The organism is Geothrix paludis, assembly GCF_022808815.1.
Taxonomy (GTDB): Bacteria; Acidobacteriota; Holophagae; order Holophagales; family Holophagaceae; genus Geothrix; species Geothrix paludis.
This window is the reverse complement of record NZ_JAKZLC010000001.1, coordinates 1201868-1223792: the sequence shown is the minus strand read 5'-3', so window position 1 is coordinate 1223792 and position 21925 is coordinate 1201868. Positions and strand designations below refer to the sequence as shown.

Annotated in this window: 17 protein-coding genes; 8 read left to right on the top strand and 9 right to left on the bottom strand. The window is 68.2% G+C overall.

Translation table 11 applies throughout. The annotated features are described in order from the left end of the window. Positions 1-230 precede the first annotated feature (230 nt). The 5 genes from MLE64_RS05515 to MLE64_RS05495 all read left to right on the top strand — a co-directional run bounded on the left by MLE64_RS05515 (position 231) and on the right by MLE64_RS05495 (position 9713). Complete coding sequence (locus MLE64_RS05515; protein WP_243316779.1) at positions 231-986, top strand: hypothetical protein; 756 nt, start codon at positions 231-233, stop codon at positions 984-986. 288 nt (positions 987-1274) lie between these two features. Further along, the gene (locus MLE64_RS05510; protein WP_243316778.1) at positions 1275-4607 is read left to right on the top strand and encodes a S41 family peptidase; all 3333 of its coding nucleotides are present in this window, start codon (positions 1275-1277) and stop codon (positions 4605-4607) included. A 174-nt stretch (positions 4608-4781) separates the two neighbouring features. Further along, the gene (locus MLE64_RS05505) at positions 4782-6401 is read left to right on the top strand and encodes an L-lactate permease (RefSeq protein WP_243316777.1); all 1620 of its coding nucleotides are present in this window, start codon (positions 4782-4784) and stop codon (positions 6399-6401) included. A 154-nt stretch (positions 6402-6555) separates the two neighbouring features. Continuing rightward, positions 6556-7701 (top strand): glycerate kinase, encoded by a 1146-nt coding sequence (locus MLE64_RS05500; RefSeq protein WP_243316776.1) that lies wholly within the window; start codon positions 6556-6558, stop codon positions 7699-7701. 143 nt (positions 7702-7844) lie between these two features. Next, positions 7845-9713, top strand: coding sequence for an aldolase/citrate lyase/malate synthase family protein (locus MLE64_RS05495; RefSeq protein ID WP_243316775.1), 1869 nt, complete (start codon positions 7845-7847; stop codon positions 9711-9713). Between the two features lie 176 nt (positions 9714-9889). Here MLE64_RS05495 and MLE64_RS05490 read toward each other — a convergent pair whose 3' ends face one another. The 8 genes from MLE64_RS05490 to MLE64_RS05455 form a co-directional block, all read right to left on the bottom strand. Then, positions 9890-10150, bottom strand: coding sequence for a hypothetical protein (locus MLE64_RS05490; RefSeq protein WP_243316774.1), 261 nt, complete (start codon positions 10148-10150; stop codon positions 9890-9892). A 154-nt stretch (positions 10151-10304) separates the two neighbouring features. Then, positions 10305-13112: a M20/M25/M40 family metallo-hydrolase gene (locus tag MLE64_RS05485; protein ID WP_243316773.1), complete on the bottom strand. Its 2808-nt coding sequence runs from the start codon at positions 13110-13112 to the stop codon at positions 10305-10307. A gap of 142 nt (positions 13113-13254) precedes the next feature. Next, positions 13255-14565, bottom strand: a complete 1311-nt coding sequence (locus tag MLE64_RS05480; protein WP_243316772.1) for an aminotransferase class I/II-fold pyridoxal phosphate-dependent enzyme — start codon at positions 14563-14565, stop codon at positions 13255-13257. A gap of 122 nt (positions 14566-14687) precedes the next feature. Next, on the bottom strand, positions 14688-16037 hold the full coding sequence (locus MLE64_RS05475; RefSeq protein WP_243316771.1) for a glutamate-5-semialdehyde dehydrogenase: 1350 nt from the start codon (positions 16035-16037) through the stop codon (positions 14688-14690). Continuing rightward, entirely contained in the window at positions 16034-16894 is an 861-nt protein-coding gene (proB, locus tag MLE64_RS05470) for a glutamate 5-kinase (RefSeq protein ID WP_243316770.1), read from the bottom strand. Before proB ends, MLE64_RS05475 begins: the two co-directional genes overlap by 4 nt. Positions 16895-17140: 246 nt before the next feature. Further along, entirely contained in the window at positions 17141-18553 is a 1413-nt protein-coding gene (locus tag MLE64_RS05465) for a pyridoxal phosphate-dependent decarboxylase family protein (protein ID WP_243316769.1), read from the bottom strand. Between the two features lie 66 nt (positions 18554-18619). Further along, positions 18620-18835 (bottom strand): helix-turn-helix domain-containing protein, encoded by a 216-nt coding sequence (locus MLE64_RS05460; protein ID WP_243316768.1) that lies wholly within the window; start codon positions 18833-18835, stop codon positions 18620-18622. Between the two features lie 9 nt (positions 18836-18844). Beyond that, positions 18845-19396: a DUF2975 domain-containing protein gene (locus MLE64_RS05455; RefSeq protein WP_243316767.1), complete on the bottom strand. Its 552-nt coding sequence runs from the start codon at positions 19394-19396 to the stop codon at positions 18845-18847. Positions 19397-19568: 172 nt separating this feature from the next. Here MLE64_RS05455 and MLE64_RS05450 point away from each other — a divergent pair, with 172 nt between their 5' ends. Together MLE64_RS05450 and MLE64_RS05445 are read left to right on the top strand one after the other, a co-directional pair. Then, the gene (locus MLE64_RS05450) at positions 19569-19835 is read left to right on the top strand and encodes a hypothetical protein (protein ID WP_243316766.1); all 267 of its coding nucleotides are present in this window, start codon (positions 19569-19571) and stop codon (positions 19833-19835) included. Then, on the top strand, positions 19832-20197 hold the full coding sequence (locus MLE64_RS05445; protein ID WP_243316765.1) for a type II toxin-antitoxin system PemK/MazF family toxin: 366 nt from the start codon (positions 19832-19834) through the stop codon (positions 20195-20197). Before MLE64_RS05450 ends, MLE64_RS05445 begins: the two co-directional genes overlap by 4 nt. Positions 20198-20211: 14 nt before the next feature. Here the strand turns inward: MLE64_RS05445 and MLE64_RS05440 are convergent, their stop codons facing one another. Next, positions 20212-21123 (bottom strand): MBL fold metallo-hydrolase, encoded by a 912-nt coding sequence (locus tag MLE64_RS05440; RefSeq protein WP_243316764.1) that lies wholly within the window; start codon positions 21121-21123, stop codon positions 20212-20214. 154 nt (positions 21124-21277) lie between these two features. Between MLE64_RS05440 and MLE64_RS05435 the strand changes: the two genes are divergently transcribed. Beyond that, positions 21278-21676: an OsmC family protein gene (locus tag MLE64_RS05435; RefSeq protein WP_243316763.1), complete on the top strand. Its 399-nt coding sequence runs from the start codon at positions 21278-21280 to the stop codon at positions 21674-21676. Positions 21677-21925: the final 249 nt, after the last annotated feature.

Here is a 21925-nt window from a genome sequence, read left to right as displayed (position 1 = left end):
GAAGCGGCCGTCGGCCGGCCCATGCGGGAAGCCTCCGATACCCAATCAGCGCCGTCGGCGAAATCGGTGGCTAAAAAAGATCTTTGGCAGTTCTGCCGGTTGCTGTGCTCGTGGCTCGGATGTCGGGTCGGGCCATCTCTGGACACGAGCTGTCCATCGCGGCAGTGTAGGGTGATCATGCCTGATCTTCAGGTCATCATTCCTTCCAGCAAGGCGGAGCCCCCATGCACATGACGTCTTCTCTCCTACTGGCCACCAGCCTTCTGGTCCTCCTCGCCTGTGGGGGCGGGGGTGGAGGGACCTCCACGCCGCCTCCGCCGCCTGCTTCCGCGGGCGCCTTCGAGGGCCCCTGGAACGGCACCCTCGTGTCCAACACCGGCGGGAGCGTGTCCGCCACGGCCCTCCTGCTCGCGTCCGGCGAAATGCGCTACGTGGCCTCCAACGGCATCCAGGCGGTGGGCACGCTGTCCGCCACCGGCAGCAGCGCCACGGGCTCCGGCACGATGTACGCCCCCACGGGGTACGTCTTCCCGGGCAACACCACCTCCACGGCCTTCTCCCTCAGCGGAACCGGGACCGCCAGCGCCCTCTCCGGCACCTACACGAGCGCCTACGACAGCGGGACCTTCGCCTTCTCGTACAACGCCGGGGCCAAGTACGCCTCGCCGGTGGTCCTGGCGAACGTGGCGGGAACCTATGCCTCCACCATGACCAGCTCGGGCTATCCCATCAGCGGGCGGCTCACCTCCACCGGGACCCTGAGCGGGTCCGATGCCTTCGGAACCCTGAGTGGCACGCTGACGGCCGTGGATCCTGCCAAGAACGCCTTCCGCGTGAACGTGACCTACACGCCCACCGGCCAGCCGGCCCGGACCTACGCCGGCTTGGCCTTCTTCGACTTCAGCTATTCCCCCGTGCGCCTGGAAGTGCAGACTACCGGCGCCGCCGGCCAGTTCGCCGCCGAGCTGCAGCTGGTCGGGCCCTGAGGGGCAGGATTCGGTAGAGGGCAAAGAGTAGATTGCTGGACACGGAAGCCACGGAAACAAGCCGGAAAGCACGGGAAAAAAGCGGGGCCGTGCGACGGGGGCCACGGCCCCTTCCGTCTTCCGTGTCTTCCGTGGAATTCCGTGCCTTCCGTGTCCAGCAGGAGTCTGGAGGAACCACCCGCGCTTGCGGTGGAGCCTCGCTGGGGCGTTCTTTTTTCGAAGGATTCCGCCACGGCCGATTACCTCGTCTTACAATGCTCGGGTCCCCCAACCTTCAGAGGTGAACCGATGCCCGGACGACCCTTCCTCCTTTCCCGGCTGGCCCTGACGCTCGCGTTCTGCGGCGTGGCGCAGGCCCAGACGAAGCTGCTGCGCTTCCCGGATATCCACGGGGACAAGGTGGTGTTCACCCACGGCGGCGACCTCTGGAGCGCTCCGGCCACGGGCGGCACGGCCACGCGGCTGACGGCCCATCCGGGCCTGGAGCTGTTCGCAAAGTTCAGCCCCGACGGGAAGTGGATCGCCTTCACGGGCCAGTACGACGGCGACGAGCAGGTCTACGTCATGCCCAGCGAAGGCGGCATCCCCCGCCAGCTCACCTTCGACCCGGCAGCAGGCCCGCTGCCGCCCCGGGGCGGCTACGACCATCAGGTGGTGGGCTGGACGCCGGACGGCTCCAGTGTGCTGTTCCGCGCCGGCAGCGACGCCGATGGCGTGCTGAGCCGCACGGCCCTCTACACCGTGAGCCTCAAGGGCGGCCTGCCCACCCGGCTGCCCATGCCCACGGCCGGGCCGGGCGCCTACTCGCCGGACGGCAAGCGCCTGGCCTACGCGCCCATGTTCCGCGACTTCCGCCACTGGAAGCGCTACCAGGGCGGCTGGGCCCAGGACCTCTACGTCTTCGACTTCGCCACGAAGCAGCAGAAGAAGATCGCCGCCAGCCCCCGTACGGAGCGGGATCCCATGTGGATCGGCGACCAGGTGTACTTCGCCTCGGATCGTGACGGCACCCTCAACCTGTTCTCGGTGGATCCGGCCACGGACGCCGTGAAGCAGCTCACCTTCCAGAAGACGTGGGACGTGCGCTGGCCCTCCAGCGACCGCCAGTCCCGCATCGTCTACGAGCTCAACGGCGAGCTGCACGTGTTCAACGTGAAGGACGGCCGCGACCATGGCCTCTCCATCACCGTGCCCACGGACGGCGGCGCCTCGCGGCCTGCGCGCATCAGCGTCGAGAAGAACATCGAGGGCTTCGCGCTCTCGCCCAAGGGCGAGCGGGCCCTCTTCGTGGCCCGGGGCGACGTGTTCACCGTGCCTATCGAGAAGGGCCCCGTGCGCAACCTCACGAACAGCTCCGGCGCCCATGACCGCCTGGCCCGCTGGTCGCCGGACGGCAAGACCATCGCCTTCATCTCCGATCTGAGCGGTGAGGACCAGGTCTACCTCGTGGCCCAGGACGGCAAGGGGAAGCCCGAGGCGCTGACCAGCGGCCTGGTGGGCCAGCTCAACGGGCTCACCTGGGCGCCGGACGGCAAGCACCTGGCCTTCACGGACAAGGACGGCGTGGTCTACGTGCTGGGTGTCCAGGACCGCAAGCTGGTCAAGGCCGCCAAGGATGAGTTCGCACGGGTGGGGGACCTGGCCTGGTCCCCGGATGGCCAGTTCCTGGCCTTCTCCCTGGCCAACCTGAACGGCACGCGCAGCCTCCACGCCTGGGGCCTGGCGGACCAGCAGCTCCATCGCCTCACGGGTGAGCTGTTCACGGTGGCTGATCCCGCCTGGGATCCCGAGGGCAAGTACCTCTACACCCTCAGCCGCCGGGACTACGCGCCTCAGATCAGCAACCTGGAGTTCGATTTCGCCGGCAACCGCAACACCGACATCGTGGCCTACGCCCTGACGAAGGCGGTGCCCCATCCCTTCCCGCCGGAAAGCGACGAGGTGGGGGCGGCGCCGGAGAAGACCGCTCCTGAGAAGACCTCCCCTGAGAAGGCTGGCCCCGAGAAGAAGGAGGAAGGCGGCAAGAAGCCCGAGGCCGCCAAGGCCCCCGTCGCCGTGCGCATCGACTTCGACGGCTTCGAGCAGCGCGGCGTGCGCGTGCCGGTGCCCGCGGACAACCTGGGCGGCCTCGAGGCGATCAAGGGCTTCCTGCTCTACAGCAAGCAGGAGCCCTTCGTGTACGGCGAGGCCAATGGCCGCCGGCCCGGCGGCGGCGCCCTGTGGATCTTCGACCTGAAGAAGCGCCAGGAGAGCGAGCTGCTGGCGGGCGTGCAGGGTTGGGTGCTGAGCCAGGACGGAAGCAAGGTCCTGGCCCGGGCCGGGCAGGGGCCCGCGGCCTCGTACCAGCTCATGGACGCCAAGCCCAAGGCCACGGAGAAGAAGGCGGTCTCCACCAAGGACCTCTACGTGGACCGCATCCCCGCCGAGGAGTGGCGCGAGGTCTACGACGAGACCTGGCGGCGCTTCCGCGACTTCTTCTACGTGAAGAACATGCACGGCTACGACTGGAAGGCCCTGCGCGAGCAGTACCGCCCCTGGCTCCAGCACGTGACCCACCGCTCGGACCTCACCTACGTGCTCACGGAGCTCATCTCCGAGCTGAACATCGGCCACACCTACACCGAGGGCGGCGACCAGTTCCTGCCCGAGCGCGCCAAGGTGGGCCTGCCTGGCGCCCGCTTCGAGCTGGACGCCGCCGCCGGCCGCTACCGCCTGGCCCGCATCTACCGGGGCCACAATGAGGAGCCCAAGTACCGCAGCCCCCTCACGGAACCCGGCGTGGACGCCCGCGAGGGCGACTACATCCTGGCCATCGACGGGGTGGAGCTGAAGGCCGACGACAGCCCCTACCGCCTGCTGCGGAACAAGACCTTCCCGGTGACGCTGACGCTGAACGCCAAGCCCGGCCTCGAGGGTGCGCGGCAGGTCACCTACCAGCCCATCCCGAGCGACGCCAACCTGCGCTACCTGGACTTCGTGCTGCGCTCGAAGGAGACCGTGGACAAGCTCAGCGGCGGCAAGGTGGGCTACCTGCACATCCCCGACATGGGCGGGCCCGGCCTGTACGAGTTCGTCAAGTGGTACTACCCGCAGATCCGCATGGAGGGGCTCATCGTGGATGTCCGCGCCAACGGGGGCGGCAACATCAGCCAGATGATCCTGGAGCGCCTGGGCAAGAAGCTGCTGGGCACGCGCTTCGGCTATGCGGGTGAGCATCCCACCACGTACCCGTCCACCGTGTTCCACGGCCCCATGGTGGCCCTCGTGAGCGAGACCAGCGCCAGCGACGGCGACATCTTCCCCTACCACTTCCGCTTCGCGGGGCTCGGCCCCCTCATCGGCAAGCGCACCTGGGGCGGCGTCGTGGGTGGCGGCAACTCGCCCCTCATCGACGGCGGCAGCGTCTTCGTGCCCCAGTCCGGCACCAACGCCCCCACGGGCGAGTGGATCATCGAGGGCCAGGGCGTGACGCCTGACATCGAGGTGGAGAACGATCCCGCCTCCATGCTGGCGGGCCACGACCGCCAGCTGGAGCGGGGGGTGCAGGAGGTGCTGAAGCGCATGGCGGAGACCCCCATGCACCTGCCGAAACGGCCGGCGGATCCGGTCAAAGTGAAATAGGTCTGGTGGTCTAACCACCGCGATTGGTGCCGATAAAATCCACTTTGGAAGATGTAGATACAAGGGCCGGAATCTGACCGATTCCGGCCCTTGTGGTCCAAAAACCTTTTTGGCTTGGTGGTCAGACCGACCCCCGATACTGTTTGGCAACCGATTCGGAGGTCGACAATGTTTTTGAGCATCCTCGCAGCCACGCTGCCCCTCATCGTTCTGCTCATCGGCATCCCGCTGCTGATGAAGCCCGCCGCCAAGGTGGCGCCCATCGCGCTGCTGGTGACGGTGCTGGCGGCCGTCACCGTGTTCCACTTCCCGGTGAAGACAACGGTGCTGGCGGCCTTCCAGGGCGGGCTCACGGGCATCTTCCCCATCATGTACATCCCCTTCGGCGCGCTGGTGGTCTACAACGTGCTGAAGGCCACGGGCTGGATGGACAAGATGCAGGGCGCCATGGCGAACCTCACCGTGGACCGCCGCGCGCAGGCCCTGCTCATCGGCTTCGGCTTCAGCGCCTTCCTGGAGGGCATCTGCGGCTTCGGCGCCCCGGTGGCCATCCCTGCCAGCATCCTCATCGGCCTGGGCTACAACCCCATGATGGCGGCGCTGGTGTGCCTCGTGGCCAACACGGGCCCCGTGCCCTTCGGGTCGCTGGCCATCCCCACCGTCACCCTGGCCAAGACCACGGGCCTCGACGTGATGCGCCTCTCCCAGATGACGGGCCGCTTCATGGCGCCCCTCTCCCTGATCATGGCCTTCGCCACCGTCTACGCCATGTCCAAGTCCAAGGGCATGAAGGGTGCCCTGGGCGCCATCTTGGTGTCCGGCCTCAGCTTCTCCATCGTGCAGTTCCTGGTGTCCAACTACATCGGCGCGGACCTCACCTCCGTGCTGGCGGCGCTGGCCTGCCTCGTGTCCACGGCCGTCTACCTGAACTTCCAGAAGAAGGGCCAGCCCTGGCTCTTCGAAGGCGAGTCCGCGGCCGCCAACGCGCCGAAGGAATTCCATCCCAAGGAGCTGTTCCTCTCCTGGCTGCCCTACCTGCTGCTGGCCGTGCTCGTCATCGCCGTGAACCTGCCCAAGACCAAGCCCCTCTTCAGCGGCGCCGCCGCGGGCTGGAACTGGGTGGTCTTCAAGGCCCAGATCTACAACCCCGGGAAGGTCTACGCCTTCACCTGGCTCCAGAGTCCCGGCACCATCATGCTCATCGCCGGCCTCATCGCCTTCCCCTTCATGGGCATCAGCTACGGCGTGATGGGCGAGCAGTTCGGGAAGACCTTCAAGCAGATGATCCCTTCCTTCATCGCGGTGGCCAGCATTCTCGCCATCGCCGAGGTGATGAACCTGGCCCTGCCCATCATCGACCCCAAGACCAAGCTGGCCGTGGTCGGCGACCTCGCCACCAAGCAGATCTCCATGGTGGCCACCATGGCCAACGGCATCGTGGCCCTGGTGAGCAAGCACGTGTATCCGTTCCTGAGCCCGCTCTTCGGCACCCTGGGCGTGTTCCTCACGGGCAGCAACACGTCGGCCAACGCCCTCTTCGGCAACCTGCAGAAGCTCACGGCCCAGGGCATGGGCCTCTCGGACATCCTCATGGCCTCCGCCGGCAGCGCGGGCGCCTCCGCGGGCAAGATGATCTCGCCCCAGAGCATCGTCATCGCCGCCACCGCCGTGGGCCTGGCCGGCAAGGAAGGCCTGATCATGCGGCAGACCATCAAGTACACGATCCCCTACGTGATCCTGCTGGGCCTCATGGTCTTCGCCTTCGCGTTCCTGGCCCCGGGGCTCGTTCCGTAAGAAATTGAAAAAAGAGGTGGACAGGATTAACAGGATTGGAAAGAAGGATGAACAGGATTGAAAATCAGCTCCTTTCTGAATCCTGTTAATCCAGCATTTCATCCTGTTAATCCTGTCCCATATTTTCCTTTGTCATGTTTGGAAGGATGATTCCATGCGCATCATCGTGGCTCCGGATTCCTTCAAGGGCAGCGTGTCGGCCCTCGGCGTGGCGGAGGCCATGGAGCGGGGCATCCATGCGGTGTTTCCCGCCGCGGAGGTAGTCAAGATTCCCATCGCCGACGGCGGCGAGGGCACGGTGGAGGCCCTGGTGGCCGCCACGGGCGGGCGCCTGATGCACACAGAGGTGCGCGGTCCCCTGGGCGAGCCCGTGCGGGCCCACTGGGGCATCTCCGGCGACGGCGGCACCGCCTTCATCGAGATGGCCTCGGCCTCGGGCCTGCCCCTGGTGCCGAAGGAGCGCCGCGATCCCCGCATCACCAGCACCGTGGGGACGGGCGAGCTGATGAAGGCAGCCCTCGATGCCGGCCTGCGCAAGCTCGTCATCGGCATCGGCGGCAGCGCCACCAACGACGGCGGCACGGGCATGGCCCGGGCTCTGGGGGTGCGCTTCCTGGACGCGCAGGGCCGCCACCTGCCCGAAGGCGGCACCGCCCTGGCCCGGCTGGCCCGCATCGACCTGTCGGGCCTGGATCCGCGGCTGGCCCAGGCCAGCGTCCTGGTGGCCTGCGACGTGGACAATCCCCTCTGCGGGCCACGCGGGGCCTCCGCCGTCTACGGCCCCCAGAAGGGCGCCACGCCGGAGATGGTGCAGGAGCTGGACGCCGCGCTCGGCGTCTTCGCGGGTGTGGCCCAGGCCGCCACGGGCCGCGACATCGCCCTGCTTCCGGGGGCCGGCGCCGCCGGCGGCCTGGGGGCGGGCCTGCTCTTCTTCACGCCGGCCAGCCTGCGACCCGGCGTCTCCATCGTGCTGGAGACCACGGGCTTCGAGGCCCTGGCCCAGGGTGCGGACCTGGTCATCACCGGCGAAGGCCGCACGGACTTCCAGACCGCCATGGGCAAGGCGCCCGTGGGCGTGGCAGCGGTGGCCAAGCGCCACGGCGTGCCCGTGGTGTGCATCGCCGGAGGCTTGGGCGATGGCGCGGACGACGTGCTGGGCCACGGCATCGATGCCCTGGCCACCACGGTGCCCCAGCCCATGAGCCTCGAAGACTGCATGGGGCAGGGCGCGGCCTTGGTGGAGGCCGCCGCCGCCCGGGCCTGCCGCCTGGTGAAGGTGGGCATGTCCCTGCGGCCATGAACGCCGATTGACACCCGGATGCCTTGTGATTGACATGCGTTTGACACGCGCACTTGATTGACACGCACTCGAGGGGTGAAGGCACCTCCGATCCGCAAGAATGGATGCACCTGTCCTGCCGATGTTCCGAAGGGAGACCCGCCATGACCCTCGAATTCCGCGACGCCGTCCTGTCCACCTATCCGGATGTCTACACGCCGGAGGCGATCCGCGCCATGGAAGCGCTGGCACCCCTGGATGACCAGCGCCGGGAGCGCATGGCCGCCCGGCTGGCCCGGCGCAAGCAGCGGGCCGAGGCCGGCGAGCGCATCGGCTTCCTGGATCCCGCGGCCCTGATCCCGGGCAAGCCGTTCACGGTGGCCGACGCCCGGGTCGGCAACTTCGACGGCGCGGTGATCCCGCCAGACCTCCAGCGCCAGTGGATCCAGGGCACGGGCCCGGCCACCAAGCCGCGCTCGGACACCCGCTCCGGCATCCGCAACGTGGCCTACGCCCTGCTCTCCGGCGCCGACGGCTGGATGTTCGACGGCGAGGACGCCCTGGGCCAGGTGGACACCATGTCCCTGGACAACCACCGGAACCTCAAGCTGGCCATCGCCCGGGACCCGCTCTTCCTGGAGGTGGCCGAGGAGGTCAGCCGCGAGATGAACCAGTGGGCGAAGGGGTTCTTCGGCCACCCGATCATCGAGGACTGGCGGAAGCAGCTGGACTTCACCACCGTCATCTACCGCGTGCGGGGCCTGCACCTGGAGGACCGCCACATCCGGCGGAACGGCCATGGGTTCTCCGCGTCCATTGCCGACATGGTGCTCTACGTGGTGAACAACCACGCGCGCCTCCGCGCCGTGGGCCGCAGCCTCGTGCTTTACCTCCCCAAGACCCAGACCGCCGAGGACGCGGCCCTCTTCAACGCCATGCTGGTGGCCCTGGAGGAGCACCTGGGCCTGGAGGTGGGCACCATCAAGGCCTACGTGCTGGTGGAGCAGCTGGAGCAGTGCTACCAGCTCATGGAGATCCGCGCGGCGCTGGCGCCGCACTTCGTGGGCTTCAACACGGGCCGCTGGGACTACATCAACAGCGTCTCGGACGCCCTGGCCTGGGACAAGGCCTTCGTGAATCCGGACATCAGCTCGATCACCATGACCTACGGCTACATGCGGACCTACGAGGACCGCGTGCGCCGGGCCATGAACACGCCGGACCGGAACGGCCGCTTCGCCCTCTGGCAGGGCGGCATGGAGCCCAACATCCCCGTGGGTAGCGAGGCCGGCGTTACCGCCAGCATGAAGCGCGCCGTGGCCGGCGCCGAGCGCGAGCAGCGCGAGGGCGCCTCGGGCAAGTGGGTGGCCCACTGGAAGATGGTCCACATCGTGCGGCCTGTGTGGGAGAAGGTGGGTCAGGAGAACCAGATGGGCCGCGCCTTCCCGGCCCTCACCTACGCCCCCGAGGACGCCGCCGGCCTGATGATGCTGGAGAAGGCCCCTCGCACCATCGCCGGGGCGCGCGACCTGCTCTCCGTGGCGCTCCAATACGGCAACGCCTTCCTGCGTGGCTTCCAGGCCGCGGCGCTGAAGCCCGCAGACTTCTTCGGCAACGACGACGTGCTCTACCTGATGGAGGACATGGCCACGGGCGAGATCCGCCTCTCCATCCTCTGGGAGTGGCTGCACAAGGGCGCCGCCTTCACGGAGGCCGATGCCGCCACGGGCACGGCCGTCGGAGACACGCTGACGCCGGCCCTCTTCGCCCGGTTGGTGGACGAGGAGTACGCCAAGCTCCGCAAAGCCAGCAACCGCGACGTCCACGACGACTCCAAGGACACCACCCTTCCCGTGGCCCGGGCCATCGTCCAGGCCTACGTCAACAGCCCCGTGAAGGCCCCCTGGTACGTGGACCTGCTCAACCTGAACCTGGGCGTCGAGCGCCTGCCCGAGGCCGAGACGCGCATCGCCACCTTCCTCCAGACCTTCAGCAAGAACGGAACCCGCATCACCGAGAACCTGGACTTCTGAGGAAAGAGCGGGGACAGGATTAACAGGATGAAAAGCTGGATTAACAGGATAAAAGAGCAGATGAACTGGATGAAAGCCTACCGAGCATCTGAACAGTTCTTGCGCTTTTAATCCTGTTAATCCTTCTAATCCTGTTAATCCTGTCTCCGCTTTCCAGCTTGTGATGCAGGCCGGCGCTACGCGACGGCGGGGCGCTTCTGCACGATGGCCTTGGCGCACTCGGGGCAGACGCCGTGGGTGAGGGCGGGGCCGGCACTCTCCAGGAGCGCTGGCTCCGTCGGAACCCACTCGCCCTCGTCGGTCCGGACCTTCCGGCACCAGCCGCAGATGTGGACGAGGCCGTCCTGGGCGCGGAGGGCCGCCAGGCGGGCGGCGGCCGGGTGCTGGAGCATGGTGTTCAAGGGGGCGGAGGTTGTCCGGCCCGAAGTGCGGCGCATCGAGGTTATCTCCCGGCCTCCGGCGGACCAGGACGATCCCGTTCCGAAGGCCATCTTCGATGGTGGGGACAGGAAACTGTTTTGACAGTGATTTTGGGCACGACCACCGGACCTACCTGCGGTCAGCCTTGATTGGGCCTTGGTCTGGCCGTGGTCAGCCCTTCAGCTTGGCCGCGAAGGCGTCCAGGGCCCGGTAGTAGGGGTCGATGCTGGGGATGTAGTGGCGCTCGCCGGCGGCGTGGGGGCCGATGCCGGTCTGGCCCCAGACCACGCCCTGACCCTTGGGGGCGAAGCGGGCGGAGGTGCCGGCGCCCTTGCGGCCGATGCGGACATCGCCGCCGGCGGCCTCGATGCCCGCCAGCAGGGCCTTGAGGTAGGGGTTCTCCGGATCGCAGGCGATGCCCGGCTCCCAGGCGGAGGGCACCAGCTCCAGCTCCCGCGCCGCGGCCAGGGCCTCGATGTCGGCGCGCAGACCGGAGATGTCGTCCTGCGGGATGGGGCGGATCTCCACGCCCAGGGCGCCGCGATCCGGCGTGATGTTGTAGACGCCAGGCGTGCCCACCTGGATGTAGGCGAAGCGGGCCAGGGACTGCCAGCCATCCGCGGCCTTCAGGGTGAGGCGCTTGGCGAACATCTCGCGCAGGGCCTCGCGGGCGCCCAGGAGGCGCTCGGTGAGGTCGCTGCCCCCCGCCAGCCCGCTGTGGCCGCGGGTGCCCCGGGCCACCAGCTCGAAGCGCAGGACGCCGCGGTTCTGGGTGCAGACCTCGCCCCAGAGCTCCGTGCCCTTCTCGCCGGTGCGCTCGCCGGCCACGAAGAAGGAGGGCTCGTAGCCCCACTCCTCCTTGAGCTGCCGCAGCACGTGGGGCGTGCCCATGGGCTCCAGCTCGCCGTTCTCCTCGTTGCCGAGCATGAGCAGGCTCACGGGCGGATAGGGCGCGCCCTTCTTGAAGGTGTCCTTCATCCACACCATGTAGGTGGAGAGCACGGTCTTCATGTCCGCGGCGCCGCGGCCCCAGAGGTAGTCGCCTTCGATCTTCGGCTCGAACTGACTGTCGTCGGGCTCGGGCTCCACCACGTCGAAGTGGCCGCACAGCATGGCCGGGGCCTGCTCGCCGCCGGGGAAGTGGGCGAGCACGGCCGGGAAGGTGGCCTGGTTGAAGTAGCGCACGGGCACGCCGTGGTTGCGCAAGTAGTCGTAGATGAAGGTGGCCGCCCGGTGGATCTCGGGCATGCGCTCCTCGGGGCAGGCGGTGACGCTGGGGATGCGGATGAGGCGCTGGGACACGGCCAGCACCTCCGCGGTCTTGCTCGCGAAGGTCCCCTCCACCACGGCCTCGGGACGGGGGCGGAAGCGCACTGGGGCGCGGGGATCCAGATGCACCTCGTCCCGGGCGTGCTCCACGAAGTCCTTGAGCTTGTCCTGCTCCGGCCCGAGGTCCGCCAGGCGGGCGGTGATGGCCTCCACCTCGTCCCGTACCTGGACCTTCCGCGCCTCGGCCAGCTCCACGAGCAGGGCCGGCGGCACGATGTCCGAGGTGCCGAGCTTGGCCTTCAGCTTCTGGCGCATCTTCTCGGCGGTGCTGGGCGCGCCCTCCGCCATCTCGCGGAGCGGCTGGAGGTCCTCCCAGAAGCCCAGGGCCTCGGCCAGGGGCCGCAGCTGGTTGAGCGTCCAGGCCAGGAACACGCGCATGGCCACGGGCTTGGCGGTGAGGGGGTCCTCGATGACGGCGTTGAGGCCTTCCTTGGCGGCCAGGTCCTCGTTGCGCCGGGCCCGGGTGATGTCCTCGGCGTCATAGCGGAAGCCGCGGGCGAAGTCGGGATCGGCGTAGAAGCGGAGGAGGAGCAGGTGCTTGAGGGTGAGGTTCGCCACGTCCAGGGCCAGTTCGTGGCCGGGGTCGTCCGTGCGGACCTCCACGCGGGCCATGGGCAGGTCGATGCGGGCGAAGAGGTTCTGGCGCTCGATCTGCGCGGCCATGTCCTCCACATTGCGCGTCTCGCCGGCGGCGAAGAGGCCCCGGGCGTAGATGTCATGGAGCTGGTCGCTGGTGACCTGGATGAGGCGCTCCACGGGCTCGGCCTGGGAGCGGGCGCGCACGGGAATCCAGTTGTTGTTGCCGAAGCGCACACCGCGGCGCACTAGGTCGTAGGACAGGCGCAGGTAGTCGGCGTGGCTGCGGTTCAGGTCCGGCACGTCCAGGGCGGGCGGGTTCGGGAAGGTGAGGTTCCGCACGGACTCGTAGGGCGTAAGGCGGACCACGGGCTTGCCGCCCTCTTCGGAGGCCTGGAGGGGCGTGCTGGCGCTGGTGGCGATGAAGAGCCCGGCGAAGGCCCGCATGAGCCGCGTGCCCGTGATGTAGACCTGGTTCTTGTAGTCGTCGAGGTGGTGGTCGCCGCGCTGGGAGGCGGGCAGGTGCATGAAGTCCCAGGCCAGCATGGGCTCGGGCAGGCTGAGGTTGCAGTGCGTGCCCGCGGTGGCCAGCTCGGTGCCGTACATCTCCACGCAGCGCTGCAGGTACCGCCGCTTGGCCAGGTGCCAGGACTCGGGCACGCAGTCGGGCCCGATCTCCGGCAGCACGAGCAGGTTCCCGTGCCAGTAGTGCAGGGGCTCCCCGAAGGCGCGGCCCGCCTTGTAGAGGGCGTTGATGAGGGCGGCCTCCAGCAGGCGGCCTTCGTACACCGCGCCCCGGGGCGTGTGGTAGGGCCGGGTGACCCACTCGATCATCCAGTGGAAGACCTCGAGCTGGTGGTACTCCCCGGTCCAGGGCGCCAGTACTTTCGTCCGCAGGTGGTCCACGAAGGACATGCGGTCCGGTCCCGTGCCCACGGTGAGCAGGGGGCGGAACTGCGGATCCACCAGGTTCCACTCCAGCTCCAGCCCGCAGAGACCGCCGCCGGGCCGCGTCTCCTGGGCCGTCTGGCGCGCCAGCTTGAACTTCTCGACGAAGGCGTTCAGGTCGAACACGGGTGCTCCGGAACGGAAGGAATCAATCCACAGATTCCACGGATTTCACAGATTCGATAAAGCGCTTGATGAGGCGGCGGTGCTCACAGTCACGGGTGTTGGTCTGTGAGAATCTGTGAAATCTGTGGATAAAAATCTTTGATCAAGAACTCAGGCTTTTCAGCGCCGTGAGCAGCCGCTCGGCGGCGCCCTGGGTGCGCTCGGGCGGGGTGGCGTAGGAGAAGCGGATCCACTCGGCGCCGTAGGGGCTGAAGAAGGCGCCGGGCACCACGGCCACGCCATGCTCCTCGGCGAGGTACTGGCCCATGGGCTCGGAGTCGGTCCAACCCTTGGCCTGGAAGGTGTCCGACACCTTGATGAAGGCGTAGTAGCCCTGGCCGATGATGTGGGTGAGGCCCTGGGTCTTGAGGAACTCGCGCAGCCAGGCGCGGCTGGCGCGGGTGGGCTCGATGATGGGCGCGGCGGCCTTCTGGAAGCCCTTCTCGTAGGCGGCCATGGCCACGGCCAGGCTGAAGAAGGAGGGCATGACCGTGTGCGAGGCCTGGGCCACGATGGTCTTGACCACGTCCGCATCGGCCAGCAGGTGGCAGTTGCGGATGTTGGAACCGCCGAGGCTCTTGGTGAGGCCGTCCAGCACCATCAGGCGCTTGCGCAGCTCGGGCTCGAAGGCGCGCAGCAGCACGTTCACGTCGTAGGGATCGCCATCGCTCACGGCGTGGTACATCCAGTCGAAGAGTACGAAGGCGACGCCCACCTCCAGCGCCGTGCGGGCCAGGACGATCTGGCGCTCGAGGGGGATGGTCTGGCCCGTGGGGTTGTCGGGGCAGGTGATGACGAGGCCCGCGATCTTGCGGCCGTGCCGTGCGGCCTCGGCCACGCAGGCGCGGATGCCTTCTTCGGAGTAGGCCCAGCCCTCCTCAGCTCGGCCGGGCGCCCACATCACGTTGGCGCCGATGCCGTAGGGGCCCCAGTTGTAGCTGATCCAGGGCACGCGGCTCACCACCACCACATCGCCCTGGCGGCCGTGGCCCAGCGCCAGCATGGCCTGGTAGGCCTTCTGGAGGCCGTCGCGGCCGCCCTGGGTGCCGATGATGTTGGCCGGGCCCCAGCCCGTGTCGGGGGCCAGCTTCCAGTACTTTTCGGCCACGATCTTCCGGTAGGCGTCGGTGCCGTAGGGCATGTCGTAGGCGGTGCCGTGCTGCTTCTGCATCTCGAAGGCGCGGTCCAGCAGCTCCGCAGGCACGCCGGGCAGCGAGGCGCCGCCGTCGCCCTGGCTGGCGTCGAAGACGGGCACGCCCGGCTGCTTCTCCTTGAAGACTTTCAGCGACTTGTTGATGAGGAACATGCGGGAGGCCGGGATGGGCGCCAGCTGTTTCAGGTGATCGCTCACCGGGACAAGGTTGGCCTCAGGCACGGCGAAGGCGGGCGTTTCAGGGGAGAGCAGGGCAGCCATGGATCCTCCCGATACGAAAAAGTCGCCCCTGCGGCGATCCAGGAGCGACGAACGTGGGACAAGGCTAACACCTCGAGCCTCGGGTTCAAAGTTATAGAGTCTTATGTATCAATAATTGATGTTTATACCCCACTGTCTGGATCGCCGCCCGGATCATTGCCCAGATCGCCGCCCAGATCGCGGTGTCGGAAGGGCCGGGCGGCGGGCCCCGAGTAGTCCTCCACCCTGTGGCCGTGGCCCAGCAGGAGGTAGCGGTAGCTGAGGAGGCCCTCCAGGCCCACCGGGCCCCGGGCGTGGATCCGCCCGGTGCTGATGCCCACCTCGGCGCCGAAGCCGTACCGGAACCCGTCGGCGAAGCGCGTGGAGGCGTTGTGGAACACGCCCGCCGCGTCCACCTCCGCCAGGAACCGCGACGCGGCGGCGTGATCCTCGGTGACGATCGCCTCCGTGTGGCCGCTGCCGTGGGCGCGGATGTGGGCCAGGGCCCCGTCGAGATCCTCCACGATCTTCAGGGCCAGGATGGGGGCGCCGTACTCGGTGTCCCAGTCCGCGTCCGTGGCCTCCGCCAGGGCGGGCTCGAGCGCCCGGCAGGCGGCGCAGCCGCGCAGCTCCACGCCGCGGGGCGCCAGGTCCGCCACCAGGGCCGGGAGCAGGCGGGCCGCGGCCCGGCGGTGGATGAGGACGGTCTCCACGGCGTTGCAGGCGGCGGGGTACTGCAGCTTGGCGTCGCGCACCAGGGCCACGGCCATGGCGGTGTCGGCGGCCGCGTCGAGGTACATGTGGCAGATGCCGTCCGCGTGGCCCAGCACAGGGATGCGGGTGGCGGCCTGGAGGCTCAGCACCAGCTCCCGGGAGCCCCGGGGGATCACGAGGTCCACCAGGTCCGGCCGCTGCAGCAGGGCCGCCACGGCCTCGCGATCCGGCAGGCCCTGGACCGCGTCCTCCGGCAGCCCCTCTTCCGCCAGCGCCTGCCGCACCGCGGCCAGCAGCGCGGCATTGGAGCGCGCGGCCTCGCGGCCGCCCTTGAGCAGCACGGCGTTGCCGCTCTTGAGGGCCAGGGCGCTGATCTGGATCAGCGCATCCGGGCGCGCCTCGAACACCACGCAGAGCACGCCCAGGGGGCAGGCCACGCGGGTGAGCTCCAGGCCCTCGTCCAGCTCGCGGTGAAGCTGCACCCGGTGGAGGGGATCCGGCAGGTCCGCCACGGCCCCGACGCCCTGGGCCATGGCCGCCAGCTTGGCGTCGTCCAGCTTGAGCCGCTGGAGGGTGGCGGGGGGCAGGGCACCTCCGGCGGCCACATCTTCCGCATTGGCCGCGAGGAGGGCGGGCGCCTGGGCTTCCAGCAGGCCCGCCAGCCGCCGCAGCACCGCCGAGCGGAGCGCGCCGGACGTGGTGGCCAGGCGCCGGGAGGCCTCCCGGGCCGCCTGGGCCATGGCCTGGATCTGGAGGGGGCTGAGGCTCGCGTCGGTCATGGCCGGGCTCCTCTAGGGCCGGCGAGGAAGAGGGTGCCCACGGGGTCGCCCGCGAGGATCTGGTCGAGGATGCCGATGGCGAGGCCTGAGGCCAGCACCACGGGCACCCCGGCCCGTGCCGCGGCCCGCGCGGCCTCCACTTTGCTGACCATGCCCCCCCGCCCGCGGCCCGAGGTGCCCTCGAACCTGGCCTGAGGATCGGCTCCGAAGGAGACCTCCGCCAGGGGCTCGGCGTCGGCGTGCAGGCCCGGGTTGCGGGTGTGGAGGGCGCTCACGTCCGAGAGGAGCACCAGGAGATCGGCGTCCAGGTGCGTGGCCACCAGAGCGGAGAGGTGGTCGTTGTCGCTGAAGATGGGCCGGCGACCAGGGGACGGCCGCTCCAGCTCCAGGGTGGAGACCGTGTCGTTCTCGTTGAGCACGGGGATGGCCCCCAGCTCCAGCAGGGTGTCCAGGGTGCGCCGGAGGTTGGCGTGGCGGAGGGGATCCGCGAAGTCATCCTCCGTCAGCAGCACCTGGGCGGCGCAGAGCCCCATGCGGGCGAAGCCCTCCTGGTAGATGGACATGAGCTGGCCCTGCCCCGCGGCCGCGCAGGCCTGCTTCTGGGGCAATTCCTTCGGCTTGTGGATGCCGAGCTGGCGGGCTCCCAGCCCGATGGCGCCGGAGGAGACCAGTACGGGCTGGCCGCCCCGGCGGCGGAGACTGGCCACGGTCTCCATCAATCCGTACAGCCGGCTGAGCGCAGGCCTTCCCTCCTCATCCAGCACGACCTGCGTGCCGAGCTTGATGACGATCCTCTTGGCCGTGCCAAGGCTGGCCCGCTGGGCGGTGCTGGCGAGGGAGTGGGTGCTGCGGGTCATGGATAGCTGCCCATAAAGAAAAACCCCCGGGTCGGTGTGCGGCCCGGGGGTGGATGTGAGCGGATCGTCGTGGTGACTAGCTCAAAGCCCTCCAACCGGTCGGCCGGTGATCGGGTGGCTAGGGCGCGGGTTGATGGTCACGACAGGAATCATGCTGTGCCAAGTGTGGCCAGGGGGGCTGGCGAACGCAACGGAAAACGGGAAAAGAAGAACGCGAAGGGCGGATTCGCGCTCCAGTCTTTTCTTCTAGGAGTTGGCCGCGGCCTTCAAGGCCTCCCACAGGGCCTCGACATGGCGGCGCTCGGTGGTCTCGGCGCCGATGCTCACGCGGAGGATCTGCTTGCCCTTGAGCATGGAAGGGGTCAGGTAGGCGGCGCCGCCTTCGTTGATGCGGCGGGCGAGGTCCAGGTTGTGCTGGGCGAGGGCGGCCTCGTCCAGGCCGGGCTTGAGGTGCCGGAGGCAGATGGTCTGGAGGGGCACGGGGGCCAGGCGCTCCCAGTCCAGGGTGGCGTCCACCTGCTCCCTGAACCATTGGGCGTTCGCCAGGTCGCGGCGGATGCGGGCCTGGAGGCCCTCCACGCCCACGTCCATGAGGTAGAACCACAGCTTCAGCGCCCGGAAGCGGCGGCCCAGCTGGATGTGCCAGTCGCGGAAGTTGCTCACCTGGCCGTCCTGGGCCGTGCGCAGGTAGCTGGGGTTGGTGCTCATGACGCGGATGAGGTGCTGGGGGTCGCGCACGTAGTAGGCACTGAGGTCGAAGCCCACGCCCATCCACTTGTGGGGGTTGAACACCAGGCTGTCGGCCCGCTCGATGCCCTCCCACAGGCCGCGGCACTCGGGCAGCACCATGGCCGTGCCCGCCATGGCGGCGTCCACGTGGAGCCACATGCCGTGCTTTTCGGCGAGGTTCGCCAGGGCGGGCAGGGGATCCAGGGCCGTGGTGGCGGTGGTGCCCACGGCGCCGACGAGGGCGCAGGGGCGGAGGCCGATCTCGACATCCTTCTCGATGGCCGCCTGCAGCAGGTCAAGCCGGATGGCGTGGTTCTCATCCGTGGGGATGAGGCGCAGGAAGCTGCGGCCGAAGCCCGCGAGAAGGGCCGCCTTCTCGATGGAGCTGTGGGCCTGGTCCGAAGCGTAGACCACCAGCGGCGCCTCGCCGCTCTGGAGGCCCTCCTCGTTCTGGGCGTAGCCCGAGACCTTCTCCCGGGCGCAGAGCAGGGCGGTGAAGGTGGCGGTGCTGGCGGTGTCGTGGATGACGCCGGTGAAGGCCGTGCTCAGGCCCACCATCTGGCGCAGCCAGTCCATGACCACTTCCTCGACTTCCGTGGCCGCGGGGCTGGTCTGCCAGCTCATGCCCTGGGCGCCCAGGCCCGAGGCGGCAAGGTCGCCGAGGATCGAGCTGTAGCTGGTGTTGCTGGGGAAGTAGGCGAAAAAGGATGGATGGTTCCAGTGGGTGATGCCCGGCAGCACGTCCCGGTCCAGGGCCGCCAGGGCCTGGGCCACGCGGCCCCCGTGCTGGGGCGGATGGTCCGGGAAGGCGGCGCGGATGTCGCCGGGCTGCACCCGGCTCATGACCGGCAGTCGCTCGAGGTTCTCGCGGTAGTCCGCGATCCAATCCACGAGCTGGTAACCGAGGCGGCGGAATTCGTTGGCGTCCATGCCCGATAGTGTGCCGGAACCGGATCGCTGCGCGATCCGGTTATGTGAAGAGCAGGAAGGCGGGGCTCAGGGATCCGGGTCTGGCGCGAACCGGAGGAGGTCTCCCGGCTGGCAATCCAGCTCGCGGCAGAGGGCCTCCAGGGTGGAGAACCGAATGGCCTTGGCCTTGCCAGTCTTGAGGATGGACAGGTTGGGGGGAGTCAGATCCACGCGCTCCGCCAGGTCGCCCAGCTTCATCTTGCGCTGGGCGAGCACCACGTCGAGGGTCACGATGATGGGCATGAGAACGGCTCAGATGACCAGGTCTTGTTCGGTTTTCAAACGGAAGCCTTCTTCCAGCACATAGGCGATCAACAGTACGACGCCGCCGAAGAACAGGTAGTTCAGCGAGGAACTGCTCGCATACCTCCATGGGTGGATCGCCTGGGCGGTGAGGGCTTTGGTGGCGGCCGCCAGACCCCAGAACAACAGAAATCCGATGGGGGCCATGGCGACCTGGACCCAACCCAGGAAGCGCACCAGATGGATGCTCTCCAGAGAGAAGGCCGTACCCTGCTCAAACTGGTGCAGCAGCCGGATCAGGGCGCCCAGAGATAAGACGGCCATCGTGAAGTTGGTGGCAGTCACGGCCCCAACCAGAGTCCTGAGCATCCATCCCGAATGGCTTGCGTTAAAGCGGAATCCATCCACATCCAGCACGCGCAGAAGGTGATTGGCGATATCCAGGGTGAAACCGCGGATGAAGACCATCCCCGGGGAGAGGATCAAGATGATGAGACACAGCCAGAAGACCACCGAGGCATAACGGCGCAAAATCCGGCTGAGGCGTTGCATGCGGTCCATGGCGATTCTCCTTGAAGGAGAAGCTAGGGCAATAAGATCGAAAGTCAATATTTTTTTATTGATAAACAATAAATATTAATCGATGAACGATACCTTATGAATCCGGGAACCAGCGTGATACAGGCTTGCCATTTTCGGGCGAAATCATAAAATGATAGTAAAGGATGAGATCATGTTCAGCACTACGCTTCGCCTCGACGACGACCTCGGGCGCTTCCTTCGGGAGGCGGCGGAGGCCCATGCCATGAGCGTGAACGGCTGGCTGGCGGAGCTGCTGCGGCGCGAGCAGGCGGCGGCCGCCCGGCGCAAGCTGGCAGCAGACTGGGCGGCCTACGGGAAGGATGCGGAGGCCCAGGATGTGGCCTATGCCTTCGAAGCGCAGGCCGAGGTGGCGGCCGAACCGCGGCGGCGCAGCTACCGGGCGAGGAAACCGAAATGACGATGGACCTGCCGCGGTGCAGCCGGGGCGAGATCTGGCTGCTGGACTGGAACCCCCGGCGGGGATCCGGTCAGGGCGGCTTCCGGCCCGGCCTCGTCATCCAGTCCGACCTCGGCAACCATGCGATGGGGGCCCGCACCACGATCGTCGTGCCCCTCACCGCCCAGGGCCGCGCCTACGCCTTCTACGTTCCCATCCCCCGCGGGAAGGAGAATGGGCTGCCCGCTGATTCCTGGGTCAACGCCACCCAGGTGTTCACCGTGGACAAGTCACGTCTCGCGAAGCGCCTGGGGAAGGCCACGCCGGCCCAGATGAGGGCCCTAGCCGCGGCCCTCGCGGGCGTTCTCGATCTCCAGCCGTAGGCGCCCGTGCCCCTTCAGCCCCGCGCCTCCCGCTTCCGCCAGTAGCGCGCCAGGCCGTAGACGCTCATGAAGGCGGGATCGGCGATCTCGTAGTCCTGGATGGCCTGGTCGTCCAGCCCGTACCCGGCCAGCAGGCCGTTCAGGAAGGCCTGGAAGCGGGGGACCATGGCCGCTTCCGTGGTCCCCGCCGCGAGCTGCAGGCGCACCCACTCGGCGATGCGGTGGAGGTTCTCCTCCAGCGAGTCGAAGTGGGCCACACCATCGCGCTTGATGCCGAAGTGGGTCGGATAGATGAAGGCGGGACGGGTGGCGCGCATGCGCTCGATGGAGTCCCGCCAGGCCTCCAGGTCGATGTCCGGCGGCGGGAAGGGCGGGATGGTGGGCCCGTGCCCGATGCGGATGCCGCCCACGTCGCCGGTGAAGAGGCCGTCATCCAGCCGGTAGGTGATGTGGTGGAAGGCGTGGCCCGGTGTGTGGATGGCCTGAATGGCCACGTCGCCGAGGCGCGCCGTCGCGCCATCCTCCATGGGAACGATCCGGTCCGCGTCGATGGGCTCGAGCCGCCCCCACAGGCGGTCCATGGCGTCGCCGTAGATGCGCCGGGCCGAATCCAGCAGCTTGGCCGGATCCTGGAGGTGGCGCGCCCCCTTGGGATGGACGTGGATCTTCGTGCCGTGCCGCGCCAGCCGCCAGGCGGCACCCCCATGGTCCAGGTGGATGTGGGTGATGAAGGCGTGCCGGATGTCCTCCAGCGCGAAGCCCTCCGCCGCCACGGCCTCACGGAGATGGTCGTAGAGGGACTCCGGCCCCGTCTCCACGAGGACGGGCCCTTCGGAGGTGCGGATGAGGAAGGCCCCCACGGTGCCTTCCGCCTGGAACTTCAGGTCCAGCAGCGTCACGGGGCCTTGCACCTCAGCCTGGGTCATGTCGTGCTCCGGGGATCTTCCCCCATGGTCGTGCGTCGCGGAGCCCCTGTCATCCTGCGGTGCGGTGTGTTTCTTCCAGGGGGCTACCAAATAGTCCTATTTGATTATGATAGAATATTGTGGGACCATGGGGTTCTGCGATGAGGAGCCGGGCATGGACATGGTCATCGATTTTCCGGGCGGTGCGCGGGTGGACGCGCACTTCGGGCCCTACACCGTGAAGACGGACCAGCCCGTCCAGGGCGGCGGGGAAGGCTCCGCGCCCAGTCCCTTCGCCCTCTTCCAGGCCTCCCTCGCCACCTGCGCCGGCATCTACGTGCTGAACTTCTGCCGTCAGCGGGAGCTTCCGACCGAGGGCATCCGGCTGGTCCAGCGGACCGTCCCCGATCCCGCCACGGGCATGGTGGGGCGCGTGGAGCTGGAGATCCTGGTGCCGCCCACCTTTCCCGAGAAGTACCACGACGCCCTCGTGCGCACCGCCAGCCAGTGCACCGTGAAGAAGCACATCGAGCACCCCCCGGCGTTCAACGTGAAGACGGTCGTGGAGGGCTGAGGGGAAAGCTGCTTCTAGCCACCGATTTCGCCGATTGCGGTGATTGCGACTCGGAGGATCGTCGCATGGGCCGGCCGGAGGCCGCTTCCGGCTTCGCCGGAAGTCATGGGGGGCGTCAGGGCCGCGGCCTTCCAAGGGGTCGCGACCCTGGCGCCTCCCATGGAGCCCATGCTGGCCTGAAGCGGGGTCCAACGGTTTTCAATCACCGGAATCACTGAAATCGGTGGCAAAAAAATTCGCCCGAGTTGG